This window comes from Rhodanobacter sp. FW102-FHT14D06 (assembly GCF_043950705.1).
Taxonomy (GTDB): domain Bacteria; phylum Pseudomonadota; class Gammaproteobacteria; order Xanthomonadales; family Rhodanobacteraceae; genus Rhodanobacter.
In genome coordinates this window covers 1077420-1090056 of record NZ_CP170722.1, presented here as the reverse complement: position 1 = coordinate 1090056, position 12637 = coordinate 1077420, and the positions used below count along the sequence as shown (strand labels likewise).

Below are 12637 nucleotides of genomic sequence, written 5' to 3'. Positions count from 1 at the left end.
GACAGCGGATGACCAGACATTGGTCTGTTGAAAAAGCGTCTCCCGCTCTCGCGGGAATGACGATGCTCCAATGAGAGTCATCGGGAGCAGGTCGCATTATCTGGTGCCCATGCCGCGCGCGGCGATCACCGCCATGGTGATGCGCGAGATGCACACCAGCGCGCCGTCCTCGTTCTCGATGCGGATCTCCCACACCTGGGTGGTGCGGCCGATGTGCAGCACCCTGGCGGTGCCGGTGACGGTGCCCGAGCGCACGCCGCGGATGTGGTTGGCGTTGATGTCCAGGCCCACCGCCAGCTCCTGGTCCGGGTCCAGCGTAAGCATCGCCGCGGTGCTGCCCAGGGTCTCGGCCAGCGCCACCGAGGCGCCGCCGTGCAGCAGGCCGTAGGGCTGGTGGGTGCGCGCGTCGACCGGCATGGTGCCTTGCAGCCAGTCGTCGCCGACCGCGGTGATGCGGATGCCCAGCGTCTCCATCATCGTGTTGGCGCTCCAGCCGTTGAGGCGGGCCAGGTCGGTAGGTTGTTTCCAGAGGCTCATCGTTGATTCCCTTGCGGTGAGGAGCCTGCCGGACTTTGGTCGGCCGGGCTGCAAATCCGGCTGTGCGGTCCATATTTGGCCAGCTTCGCTGTTGTGAAGCGCTTCGTCGATTCTTGCCCCATGGAACCACCATGGGGCGGCGAACCGTCGAAGATCTGGCCTCGCGCAGCCGGATTTGCAGCCCGGCCGACCAAAGCCCGACAGGCTCCGAGCCCGCATTGTTGTCTGTCGCGTTCACGGCGACAATGCTGCCGGTGCCCATCGTTACCCTGAAATCCTCCGGCCGGCAGTTCCCCGTGGCCATCGGCGAGACCGTGCTGGAAGCGGCGCAGCGCGCGGGCGTGGCGTTGCCGTATTCCTGCCGCGCCGGCGTCTGCGGCAGTTGCAAGGCCACCGTGCTGCAGGGTCGTTGCGAATACCCGCGCAACCCGCCGCTGGCGCTGAGCGCCGATGCGGTGGCCCATCACGCGGTGCTCTTGTGCCAGGCCGTGCCGGTCACCGACCTGCTGCTGGAGGCGCGCGAAGTGCCCTCGGTGGAGGACATCGTGCGGCGCCAGCTGGGGGTGGAAGTGGTCGACAAGTGGCGCCTGGCCCCCGACGTGATCGGCGTGCGCCTGCGCCCCGAACGCGGCGAACGGCGCCTGCGCCGGCTGCCCGGCCAGTATTTGGACGTGGTGCTGGAAGACGGCCGGCATCGGCCGTTCTCGATCGCCAACCGGCCGCAGCCGGACGGCAGCCTCGAACTGCACGTTCGTCACGTCGCCGGCGGCGGCTTCACTTCATGGGTCAACGATGCCCTGCAGGTCGGCGACCGCCTGCGCGTGGAGGGGCCGCTGGGCACCTTCGTGCCGCGCGAGGATTCCGAACGGCCGATGATCTTCATGGCCGGCGGTACCGGCTTCGCGCCGGTCAAGGCAATCATCGAGCACTTCATCGCGCTGGGCACGCGCCGCCCGATCCGGCTCTACTGGGGCGCACGCAGCGCCGACGAGTTGTACCTGCGCGAGCTGGCCGCGCAGTGGGCGCGCGAGGTGCCCGGCCTCGACTTCCATCCGGTGGTGTCCGACGCCGCGCGCGCCGACGGCCTGCGCACGGGCCTCGTGCATGAGGCAGTGCTGGCCGACTGGCCCGACCTGTCGGGTCACGACCTCTACATGAGCGGCCCGCCGGCGATGATCGACGCTGCGCACCCGAACTTCCTCGCCGCCGGCCTGCCGGAGGATCGGCTCTACTACGACTCGTTCGAATACGCGCCCGACGTGCTGGCGCAGATCATCGCCAGCCGCGCCGGCATCCATGATGGCTAGAGGCGGGTGAAGAGGAGTGAGAAAAGAGAGGACAACCCCGCTTTCTCTCACTTCTCGCTCCTCTCCACTCGCTCCTGCTACTTGTTGCCTTTGGCCACCGGCAACTGCGCCGCGTGCCAGGCCAGCACGCCGCCGCCGAGGGTGTGCACGTGCTCGAAGCCGGCCTTGAGCAGGCGCTGCGCGGCCTTGGCCGCATTGCCGCGACCGTCCTTGTCCATCAGCACGACCGGCAGGGACTTCGCGGCGGCGAGATCCTTCTTTTCCGGGTCGAACTGGCTCATTGCCACATGCTTCGCACCGGGCACGTGCATCTTCTCGAAGTCCGCCAGCGCGGACAGGTCGATCAGCAGGGGATTGTCGCGGTTGATCAGGCCGGTGAGCGCGGCCGGGCTCAGTTCCTTGATCTTGCTGAACATGATCCGCGCCTGGATGACCAGCAAGGCCACCAGCAGGATCACGAACAGCACCGACAGGGCGACATGGTTGCCGACAAAGGCAGGCAGCTGGTGCAGGAAATCGTTCATCGTCAGTCCATCGGCGCACCGCGCGGCGCCGGTTCGGGTAAACCCGCGATTATACGGGTTGCGTGCGGCAGCCGGCGCCTGCGCTCATTCGCGGGTGATGTCCGGCAGCCCGCTGGTCAGCCACCAATGCCTGGTCTGCTCGTCGTAACGCCAGGTCTGGCGGTCGATCACGCTGCGCTCGGCCTGGGTGTGGATGTTGACCACGCTGATCCGCACCGTCTGCTGCACCTCGGTCGGGCCGAGCGGCACCGGGCCGCTGCCGTCGTCGTACTCGGTGACGCGTACCTGCTTGTAGCGCGCGCGGTCCAGTTCGCTCAGCGGGTGTTCGGCACGGATCTTCGGGTCGATGAATTGCGCGGCACTGGCGAAATCGCCCCAGCGCAGCGTGCCGGCATAGGCCGACAAGGTGGTGGTCAGCGAGCGGCTGCGTTCCTGCGTGGCGCAGGCGGCCAGCAGCAGGAGCGACAACACCAGCAGGAGCTGCGGGATACGGCGCATGGATGGTTCTCCTTGGCGGTGGCCGGGCCATTCTGCCTCATTCAAGCCGGCAGGGTCGGCTCGCGCCGCTTGGCCACGAAACGCGCTGCCAGTGTGGCCGCGGGCTGGCCGTCGGTGCCGGGAACGATGCATTCGACCGCGATGCGGGCACGTCCGCGCGCGGCCAGCGTGTCGAAGAAGGTGTCCCACCGTGCGTCGGGCGCGAGCCGCGCCTCGCTGCAGAAGTCCTGCCACAGCGGCGCGAGGTAGCGCACGCCGGATTCGGCGACGAACACGTCGCAGTCGATGCCGCGCCGGCGCAGCGCCAGTTCAACCAGTGCCCAGCCGCTCAGCGTCATCAGGCTGACCAGGCTGCCGCCGAACGCGCAGCCCTTGTCGTTGACATTCGGCGGCAACGGCGCGCACAGACTCAGCATGTCGGCGTCGTGGTGCTGCAATCGCAGGTCCATTGCGCGGGCCAGCGGGATTTCATCGCGGATGAACCGGATCAGGCGCTGCGCGTCATCGTTGTCGGAAAGGGTATCCACGTGGCTCGATGAGGTGGGGGAAAACTCCACAGTGTAGGGCCGCCGCTACACTGCAGCCATGCCGGACCATCGACCCGACACGCGAACGCACCCGCAGGCCCTGACGAGAGTCGGCGCCTTGCGCGCCCGGGTGCTCGTCATCACCCGCCCGGTGGGCACCGCTGCGGCCTTGTCGCGTCGCGTGCGCGCGCTCGGTGGCGTGCCGTTGTCGCTGCCCGGCCTGGCGCTGCGCGCAGCGGACGATCCGGCGGCCGTGCGTGCGCAGCTGCGCGAGGCGCTCGCCGACGAACTGGTGATCTTCACCAGCCCCGCGGCCGTGCATCACGCAGCGGCGCTCGTTGCGCTGCGCACGCGGTCGACCGTGCTGGCGGTGGGGCAGGGCACTGCGCGTGCGCTGCGCCGGCATGGGGTGAAGCAGCCGCTGTGTTCTGACCAGCAGGACAGCGAAGGCCTGCTCGCGCATCCGGCATTGCAGGCATTGCGCGATCGCCGCGTGGCGCTGATCGGCGCGCCGGGTGGCCGCGGCGTGCTGCGCCGCGAACTCGCCGCACGCGGTGCATGCCTGCACGAAGTGCAAGTCTATCGTCGCGTGCCGCCGCGGCTCGATCGCCGCCACACCGCGGCGCTGCAGGTACTGCCGCGTTCGGCGCGCGTGCTGCTGTCCAGCCAGGAGGCGCTGCACAACCTCTGCAGCTTGCTGCCCCCGCCGGCGCGGCAGCGCCTGTGTGCCGCCACCGCCGTGGTGAGCAGCGAACGGCTGGCCGCGGCCGCGCGTGCGGCCGGGTTTCGTCGCGTCGTGCAGGCGGCCTCGGCGCTGGCCGACGACATGCTGGCCGCTGCCGCGCGTTGAGGCGCTCTTCACGCGCAGGCGCTACGAACGCAGGCGTATGGCCTGCTAGCATGCGAGCCATGAGCCAGCCAGATGAACCCACCGAGCCGCTCGCCGCGGCAGCCAGGACCCCGGCCTCGTCGCGGGACGTGCAGCCCGATCCGGTGATCGTCGACCCGCCGCGCTCGCGCCCGGCGCCCGCCGGCCGCGCGCCGCAGTCACGTGGTGGCGGCACCTTGGCATTCGCCCTGATCCTGTCGCTGCTGGCGCTGGCCGCCGCCGCATGGGTCGGCTGGCAGCAATGGCAACAGCAGCGCGGCAGCAACGCCGACCGCCAGGGCATGGCGGCCTTGCAGCAGCGCGCAGAGGGCATCGAATCACGCGTGGGTGCGCTGGCCGACCAGCGTGCCAGCCTCGATCAGCGCGTGGACGACGCGGCGGCAGTCAACCGGTCGCTGCGCGAAGAATTGCTGGGCCAGAGCGAGCGCATCCGCAACCTGGAAGATGCCGTGGCCAAGCTGGCGGAGAAGAGCCTCTCCGGCCACGACGCCATGCTGCTGGACGAAACCGACTCGCTGCTGCGCATGGGCGCCGAGCGCTATCGCCTGTTCCACGACGCACCAGCGGCCGCTGCCGCCTACGAGCTGGCCGACCAGACCTTGGCGGCGGTCAATGACGGCGCCTTCAGTGGCGTGCGCCAGGATATCCAGGCCGAGCGCGAAGCCCTGCTGAAGAGCCAGCCGACCGACCAGGCCGGGCTGCTGCAGCAGTTGCAGGCGCTGCGCGGCACGATCGGCGAACTGCCGCTGAAGCCACTCGACACCCCCGCCGCCGCGCAGGCCACCGACGTCTGGTCGCGCATCCGCCGCGCGCTCGGCAGCGTGGTCAGCGTGCGTCGCGACAACGGTGCGCCGCTGGCGGTGGCTGATGCCCGCTTCGCGCGCGAGCTGGCCGCGCTCGACCTGGCGCAGGCGCAGGCCGATCTGCTCGCCCACGACGGCATCGCCTATGCCGCGGCATTGCAGCGGGTGCAGGCCAGCCTGACGAGCCAGTTCGATGGCGACGCGAATTCGGTGCAGCAAGCCCGCGCCGCGCTGAAGAAGCTGCAGGAGCAACGACCTGCCGACAGCGCGGTGGAACTGGGTGCGGCCTTGCGCGAGTTGCGCAACCTGCGCGCGGTGCACGCGCTTGCGCCCGCGCCGGCCCAGTCCGCGGCGAAGCCCGCCGTTCCGGCGGCACGCCGGGGTGGAGTGCAGCCATGAGGCTGTGGCGCTGGCTGTTGCTGCTGGTCATCGTGGCGGCCGTGGCCGCGTTCGGCTGGCACTGGGTGGCCGAAGACCCGGGCTACGTCCTGCTGCGCATGCGCGGCTGGCGCGTCGAGACCACGGTGATTGCCGCGGTGGTGCTGTGGCTGCTCGCCTGGGCCGTGCTCAGCCTGGCGTGGAGCCTGCTGCGCTGGCCGTTCGGCGCACTCTCGCGGCGCCATCGCCGGCTCAGCCAGCAGCGCCTGGGCGAAGGTCTGGTGGCACTGATCGAAGGCCGCCACGGCGACGCCGAGCGCGACCTCAATCGCGCCTCGCGGCTGGAAAGCCTGCGCGGCCCGGCCCTGCTCGCCGCCGCCGAAGCCGCGTCGCGCCGCGGCGAGTCCGCCCGCGCGCTGGAGTCGCTCGATCGGGCTTCGCAATACGTTCCGCAGGCGGCCCGCGTGTTGCGCGCCCGCCTGCTGCGGCGCGAGGGCAAGCCGGCCGAAGCGCTGGCGCTGCTGGCGCCGGAAGCGGACAAGGGCACGCTCACTCCCGGCGGTTGGCGCGAGCTGGCGCAGGCGGCTCGCGAAAGCGGCGATCTGCGCCGCGCGCGCACCGCGCTGGAGCCGCTGCAGAAGAGCGGCGCGCTCGGCAGTCGCGCGTACGCGGCACTGGAAACGCAGATCCTGGCCGATACCTTGCAGGCCGCGCCGGATGGCGCCGCGCTGAACACGCTGTGGTCGCAGTTGCCGAAAGCACAGCGCCGCCCGCCGACCGTGGTCGACGCCTATGCGCGCCGCGCCGCGTTCTTCGGACTGATGCTGCCGGCGATGGACGAACTGGAGTCGGCACTGCGCCGTGAATGGTCGCCGCGCCTGATCGAGACCTGGGGCCTGCTTGCCGGCGACGATCTCGAACCGCGCCTGCGCCGCGCCGAAGCCTGGCTCGACGTCCACCCGAACGACGCCCACCTGCTGCTCGCCCTGGGCCGCATGTGCCTGCGCCTGAAACTGTGGGGCAAGGCCCGCCAGTACCTCGAACGCTCGCTGGCGCTGGAGCCCGTCGCCGGTGCGTGGGAAGCCCTCGGCGACACGTTCGCCGGTCAGGGCGACGCTGCCGAAGCGCAGCGCTGTTATCGCAACGCACTGGCGATGACCCGCGGCGAAGCCGTGCGCGACACCCGCAGCCGCACCGGCGGCGCCATCGACACCACCGTCATTGCGGTGGAGGAGCGCGACCAGCACGGCGTGCCGAGGTTGCGCAGCTGAACCTCGGCCAGTGGCCCGCTCAGGTCGTCCCCGGCCTCCCGATTTCCACACGCGAACTTCCTTTCGTCGCCCCGGTCCCATGCCTGATCTCGAACCGGATCAGCACATGAAACATCGACACGCGGGACTTCTTGGCCTGGCCTGCAGCGGACTGTTCATTGCAGCCGCCGCGACGGCGGCTCCGCCGGCGCCAGCGACCACGCCGGACAGCTACGCCAGGCCCGGCCAGCGCATCGCCATCGATCACGGGCGCAGCCTCAACCTGCGCTGCAGCGGCAGCGGGCCGGTGACCGTATTGCTGGAGGCCGGGGCGCATGCCGATTCGCAGAGCTGGTTCCGCGTGCAGCCGTTGCTGGAAACGCATGCGCGCGTGTGTGCCTATGACCGCGCCGGCTACGGCTTCAGCGACGAGGGCCCGTTGCCGCGCGATCTTGCCGCCGACGTCGCCGACCTGCATGCGCTGATCCGCGCCGCCGGCCTGCACACACCGCTGCTGCTGGTGGGTCATTCGCTGGGCAGCAACATCGTGCGCCGCTATGCCAGCGAGCATCCGGACGACGTTGCCGGGATGGTGCTGGTCGATCCGCCGGCACAGGACCAGGCGCGTTTCCTGCCGGCATCGTGGACGAAGGACGAAGCCGCGCTGACGACGCAGCGCGACGCCTTCATCGCCAGCTGCGAGCAGGGCGCCGAGCGGGGCGTGCTGGGCCAGCCGCCGCCGGCGCTGGCGCAGTGCGTCGGCGGACCGCTGCCGTGGCAGAGCGCGGCGGTGGCGGCCGCCGACCGTGCGCGCAAGCTGCGTCCGGCGTTCTGGCATACCTTGCGCTCGGAGCTGGCGCAGAACGCGTCGGTGTTCGCCGCGCCGGTGCCGGCAAGCGAATCGCACGGCGACATGCCGCTGCTGGTGCTGCAGGCTTCGGGCACCTACGCGGATGCGCCGGAAGCCATGCGCAAGCCGCTGGAGGCCGCGCGCGAGGCGACGCAGCAGCGCATCACGGCCAGCTCGACCCGCGGCAGGCTGCGCCAGGTGGCCGACAGCTCGCACGACATCGAGATGGATCAGCCGCAGGCGGTGGCCGATGCGGTCATGGAGCTGCTGCGCGAACCGGCCCCGGCCAGGCGCTGACCCGCGCGACGCGCGCGGGCAGCCTCAGCGTTCCTTGATGCGCAGGTTCTTCATCAGCAGGTCGAGCTGGTGTTTCATGCGGGCCTGCGAAGAAGTGCCGGCGACGCCGTAGAAAGCGGTGTACAGCACCGACGGTTTGCCGTCGCCCGGCGCTGGCGTGGCCACGGCGTCGATCTTCATCAGGCCGTTCTCGGGGCGCGCCACCGCGTTGAACGGAAACTGGCGCTGCACCAGTTGCTGCCAGCGGCTGCTCATGTCCTTGTCCAGGTTCGGTGGCGGTGCCATGTAGCGCTGGATGTCGACGTTTTCCTGGTTGTCGGAGGTGGAGTCCTTCCACACATTGACGATGCCCACGTCCCACACCGGCTTGCCGTCGGAAAGAAAGAAGCGGAAGCCAAGCCACAGCATGTTGTCGGGGGTGATCTCCTGCACCTCGGGGCCGTAGGAGAAAGCCACCCGCGGCGACGCATAACTGAAGCGGTGGCCGTAGTCGAAGTCGATGCGGATGTCCTTGAAGACGGCCGGTTTCAGCTTCGCGTTCTTCAGGTAGCCGGTCCACTGCGCAAGCGTGCCCTCGTAGGTCGCGTGGATGAAGCCGCTGAGCTGGTCCATGTCCAGCCGGGTGTCGTGCAGGCTTGCCGGCGACGTCATCCGGGTCAGCATCACGCTGCCGTCAGGCACCGGCAGCGAATACACCACGCCCAGCGCGTTGGCATATGGCAACGCCCATACCGACACATGCCACGGCCGGCCCCAGCGATCCTCGTGCACCGATTCCTGGACGGGCTTGCCGAAGGAGGTGATCTTGATGTTCTCGCCGGCCACCGCGCGCCGGAACATGCCGGTCTGCGCCAGTAGGTCCATGCGCGCACGTGCATCGCGGTAATAGGTTTCCGCGTCGAAACCGTCGGGGCGGCGCAGATGAAACAGGCCGTTGCGACCGATCGCGCCGGCGTCCACGTAGCCATTGCCGCTCAGCGTGTAATGACTGGAAGCCTCGCCCACGCGGCTCCATTCGCCTTCCGCACCGCGCATGATCAACGACGGGAACGCGTTGAGCTTGGTGCGCTGGTGCAGCAGGCGCAGCGAGCCCGGGCCATCGGGAAACAGGTTGGCGGATTCCCTGGCGAGCAGGGTTTTCAGCATTGTGTCGGCGTTGGCGTTCGTGCGATCGAGGAAGGCGCGGTAGAACGCGTCCAGGCCCAGCGGAAGCGCGAACTGCGCCTTGAACGTGCCGTTCTCGACGGCCTGGAAGATGTCCAGCTGATAGACCAGGCGCGAGTCGATGATCGCCTGGTGCGCCGGGGCGTTCAGCACCTCGCTGATCGGCAGCGCGTAGTTGAGGTTCTCGTTCGCCGATTTCGCCAGCACCACGCCGATGAGCTTGCCGTTCCTGTCCAGCAGCGGGCCGCCGCTGTTGCCCGGTGAGGCGGCGGCGGAAAAGCGCATCCAGTTCCAGCTGCCGTCCTGCTGTTCCGGCGTGTTGGAGGTGTACAGGCCGTCGCGGATCACGATGCCGGTGCCCAGCGCGTTGCCCACCGCATACACGACCTGGTTCAGTGCCGGCCGGGTGTCCACCGGCAGCGGCTTGACCGACGGCGGCGAGGCCAGCGAGAACACCACGAAGTCCTTGCGCAGCGAGTACCGCTCGATCTTGTCGATGGCGTAGACATGGCCTTGCGAATCGCGCAATTCGGGTGCGCCCCACAGGCTGCCCGCGCCGGCCAGCAGCACGTGGCCGGCGGTGACATAGCGGTTGGGGCCGATCGCGAACGCCGTGCCGATCGAGTGGTACTTGTCGGTGCGTTCCTGGAACGGCAGCAGATCCAGCGGCAACGGCTTCTCGTAACTCAGCGGATCGTCGACGGGCTTGGCCTGCACGACCTCGAACGTGGCCGCTTCGATGCGGGGCAGCATGGCCGGATCGAGCGTCGCGGCGTGGCTGCCGGTGAAGCCGCCCCAACCGATGCCGATGCACAGCGCCCACCGCGCGAAGTTCCTTCCCTTGCCGCCGATCCGGCGGCTCACGCCTTGCGAACTGGACATGGATTTCCCTGGCTGCGGGCGGCCATCCGAGTATCCCCCGTGAATGCTCGCGGACGCGGCCCCGCTGCAGATAGTGGCATGCCGCCGCAGCAATTGCATCGCGCGGCTTGCCTTGCAGCTCCTGCCCCGTACGCGGTTACAGCGCGGTGAGATTGGCGTAGGCCGCCACCAGCCACTTGCTGCCCACCCCTTCGAAGTTGACCTGCAGGCGGGTGTGCGCGCCGCTGCCCTCGGCGCTGAGCACCACGCCTTCGCCGAAGCTGGGATGGCTCACGCGCTGGCCGAGTTTCACCGGCAGTGACTCGTCCAGGGAGGGCGACGTCTCGCGCGCGCGACCGGTGTACAGCGGCCGGGTCACGTGCACGCGCGGACGCACTTCGTCGATTAGTTCGGCCGGCATTTCGGCGAGGAAGCGCGACGGGCGGGTCAGCATCTCGGCACCGTGCATGCGGCGCGACTCGGCGTGGCTGACGATCAGCCGCTGGCGCGCACGGGTGATGCCGACGTAGGCGAGCCGGCGCTCTTCCTCCAGCCGGCCCTCGTCGTTCACCGAGCGCTGGCTGGGGAACAGGCCTTCTTCCATGCCGACCAGGAACACCACCGGGAACTCCAGCCCCTTGGCCGAATGCAGGGTCATCAGCTGCACGCAGTCCTCGCCTTCGGCACCCTGGCTTTCGCCGGCCTCCAGCGCGGCGTTGGAGAGGAACGCGTTGAGCTCGCTCAGGCCCGCGTCGATATCCTCCGCCGAGCGCTCGAAGCGGCTGGCCACATTGATCAGCTCGTCCAGGTTCTCCACCCGCGCCTCGGCGTTGCCGCGGCTGTCCTTCTCGTAATAGTCGCGCAGGCCGGTGTGGGTGATGGCATGGTCGATCTGTTCGGCCAGGGGCAGGGAATGGCTCCCCTCTCCCTCCGGGAGAGGGGCCGGGGGTGGGGGTACGGGCGGAGCGGCGCCTTCCGGTGATCTCGTACCCTGAAAGTCGTGCGCCATCTGGTCGATCAAGGCCAGGAATGCCTTCACCGCATTCTTCGCGCGGCCGGCCAGCTCGTTGCCGCTGCCCAGTTCGATCAGCGCCGCTTCCCACATCGAGACGTTGTCGCGCCGCGCGCGCCGGCGCAGCACGTCGAGCGTGCGCTCGCCGATGCCGCGCGGCGGGGTGTTCACCGCGCGCTCGAACGCGGCATCGTCGTGGCGGTTGGCGCTGAGGCGCAGGTAGGCCAGCGCGTCCTTCACTTCGGCGCGGTCGAAGAAGCGCTGGCCGCCGTAGACGCGATAGCCGATGCGGCGCTGGACGAGCTGCTCCTCGAAGTTGCGCGACTGTGCGTTGGAGCGATAGAGGATCGCGCAATCCTGCGCACTGCCGTGCTCGTCGATGTACTCGCGGATGCGCTCGACCACGAAGCGCGCCTCGTCCTGCTCGTTGTAGGCGGCATACAGCGCGATGCGCTCGCCGTCCTCGCCGGCCGTCCACAGCTGCTTGCCGAGGCGGCTGCCGTTGCGCTGGATGATGTGGTTGGCCGCCTGCAGGATGGTCGAGGTGGAGCGGTAGTTCTGTTCCAGCTTGATCGTGCGCGCACCGGGAAAATCGCGCAGGAACTGCTGCATGTTCTCGACCTTGGCACCGCGCCAGCCGTAGATGGACTGGTCGTCGTCGCCAACCGCGAAGACCTTGCCGGTGCTGCCGGAAAGCACTCGAATCCAGGCGTACTGCAAGGTATTGGTGTCCTGGAACTCGTCGATCAGCAGATGGCGCCAGCGTTGCTGGTAGTGCTCCAGCACGGCGGGATTTTTCAGCCACAGCTCGTGCGCGCGCAGCAGCAGTTCGGCGAAGTCCACCAGGCCGGCGCGACGACAGGCTTCCTCATAGGCCGTGTAGATGTTGACGAAAGCGCGCGTTACCGGGTGGTCGCGATGCTCGATGCTGTCCGGCCGCTTGCCCTCGTCCTTCCACTGGTTGATCTGCCAGCAGGCCTGGCGCGGCGGGAACTTCGCCTCGTCCAGCCCCAGCCCGGCCACCACGCGCTTGACCAGCCGCTGCTGGTCGTCGGAATCCAGGATCTGGAACGTCTCGGGGAGGCCCGCCTCGCGCCAGTGCCGGCGCAACAGGCGGTGGGCGATGCCGTGGAAGGTGCCAACGGTCAGCCCCTGGGTGCCACCGGGGATCAGCGAGGCCAGCCGCGCGCGCATTTCGCCGGCGGCCTTGTTGGTGAAGGTGACGGCGAGGATTGCCCACGGCGGCACGCCTTCGGCCTGCATCAGCCAGCCGATGCGGTGGGTCAGCACGCGGGTCTTGCCGGAGCCGGCGCCGGCCAGCACGAGGTAGTGCCCGGGTGGGGCGCAGACGGCTTCGCGCTGGGCTTCGTTCAGCGGATCGATCAGGTACGAGACATCCATCTCGCCCATTGTAGTGGCCGCCAACGAAAACCGCCGCGAAGCGCGGCGGTTTTCGTTGGCGGGTCGATGCGCTTCAGCGCTTCTGCATGAAGCCGCCGAGGGCGAGCAGGCCGCCGACGACGATACCGACGATGCCGATCCACTGCGGCACGCCCTTGTCGTGCGTGGCGGTGAGCTTGGCCGAGCCGACCTGCACCAGCGTGTCGGTGTCCTGGTAGAAGGCATGTCCGGCGACCACCCAGATGCCCGCGGCGACGAGAATGATGCCAATGACGATCAAGCCTGCACGCATGGTATTCCCCGTGATGATGGTGGATCGAGTATGCCGCAATCGTTCGT

General features: G+C 69.2%; 12 protein-coding genes. 5 read left to right on the top strand and 7 right to left on the bottom strand.

The window, feature by feature from the left end; translation table 11 throughout:
* Nucleotides 1-96 precede the first annotated feature (96 nt).
* Entirely contained in the window at nucleotides 97-537 is a 441-nt protein-coding gene (locus ACFCQI_RS05185) for a hotdog fold thioesterase (RefSeq protein WP_395120316.1), read from the bottom strand.
* A 245-nt stretch (nucleotides 538-782) separates the two neighbouring features.
* Between ACFCQI_RS05185 and ACFCQI_RS05180 the strand changes: the two genes are divergently transcribed.
* Entirely contained in the window at nucleotides 783-1844 is a 1062-nt protein-coding gene (locus ACFCQI_RS05180; RefSeq protein ID WP_395121261.1) for a 2Fe-2S iron-sulfur cluster-binding protein, read from the top strand.
* A 77-nt stretch (nucleotides 1845-1921) separates the two neighbouring features.
* On the opposite strand, the gene ACFCQI_RS05175 is transcribed toward ACFCQI_RS05180, so the two are convergent.
* The 3 genes from ACFCQI_RS05175 to ACFCQI_RS05165 form a co-directional block, all read right to left on the bottom strand.
* Entirely contained in the window at nucleotides 1922-2368 is a 447-nt protein-coding gene (locus ACFCQI_RS05175; protein WP_395120315.1) for a rhodanese-like domain-containing protein, read from the bottom strand.
* 84 nt (nucleotides 2369-2452) lie between these two features.
* On the bottom strand, nucleotides 2453-2866 hold the full coding sequence (locus tag ACFCQI_RS05170; RefSeq protein WP_395120314.1) for a hypothetical protein: 414 nt from the start codon (nucleotides 2864-2866) through the stop codon (nucleotides 2453-2455).
* Nucleotides 2867-2907: 41 nt separating this feature from the next.
* A complete protein-coding gene (locus ACFCQI_RS05165) occupies nucleotides 2908-3393 on the bottom strand; it encodes a YiiD C-terminal domain-containing protein (protein WP_395120313.1) in 486 nt (161 codons plus the stop codon).
* A 58-nt stretch (nucleotides 3394-3451) separates the two neighbouring features.
* Here ACFCQI_RS05165 and ACFCQI_RS05160 point away from each other — a divergent pair, with 58 nt between their 5' ends.
* The 4 genes from ACFCQI_RS05160 to ACFCQI_RS05145 all read left to right on the top strand — a co-directional run bounded on the left by ACFCQI_RS05160 (nucleotide 3452) and on the right by ACFCQI_RS05145 (nucleotide 7860).
* Nucleotides 3452-4243, top strand: coding sequence for a uroporphyrinogen-III synthase (locus ACFCQI_RS05160; protein WP_395120312.1), 792 nt, complete (start codon nucleotides 3452-3454; stop codon nucleotides 4241-4243).
* 59 nt (nucleotides 4244-4302) lie between these two features.
* The gene (locus ACFCQI_RS05155; protein ID WP_395120311.1) at nucleotides 4303-5484 is read left to right on the top strand and encodes a uroporphyrinogen-III C-methyltransferase; all 1182 of its coding nucleotides are present in this window, start codon (nucleotides 4303-4305) and stop codon (nucleotides 5482-5484) included.
* Entirely contained in the window at nucleotides 5481-6734 is a 1254-nt protein-coding gene (locus ACFCQI_RS05150; protein WP_395120310.1) for a heme biosynthesis HemY N-terminal domain-containing protein, read from the top strand. The genes ACFCQI_RS05155 and ACFCQI_RS05150 overlap by 4 nt, the downstream gene beginning before the upstream one ends.
* 106 nt (nucleotides 6735-6840) lie before the next feature.
* Nucleotides 6841-7860, top strand: a complete 1020-nt coding sequence (locus ACFCQI_RS05145; protein WP_395120309.1) for an alpha/beta fold hydrolase — start codon at nucleotides 6841-6843, stop codon at nucleotides 7858-7860.
* A gap of 24 nt (nucleotides 7861-7884) precedes the next feature.
* On the opposite strand, the gene ACFCQI_RS05140 is transcribed toward ACFCQI_RS05145, so the two are convergent.
* From ACFCQI_RS05140 to ACFCQI_RS05130, 3 genes are all read right to left on the bottom strand, one after another.
* Nucleotides 7885-9906 (bottom strand): trypsin-like peptidase domain-containing protein, encoded by a 2022-nt coding sequence (locus tag ACFCQI_RS05140; protein ID WP_395120308.1) that lies wholly within the window; start codon nucleotides 9904-9906, stop codon nucleotides 7885-7887.
* Between the two features lie 136 nt (nucleotides 9907-10042).
* The gene (locus ACFCQI_RS05135; RefSeq protein ID WP_395120307.1) at nucleotides 10043-12298 is read right to left on the bottom strand and encodes a UvrD-helicase domain-containing protein; all 2256 of its coding nucleotides are present in this window, start codon (nucleotides 12296-12298) and stop codon (nucleotides 10043-10045) included.
* 73 nt (nucleotides 12299-12371) lie between these two features.
* A complete protein-coding gene (locus ACFCQI_RS05130; protein WP_395120306.1) occupies nucleotides 12372-12590 on the bottom strand; it encodes a hypothetical protein in 219 nt (72 codons plus the stop codon).
* Nucleotides 12591-12637 lie beyond the last annotated feature (47 nt).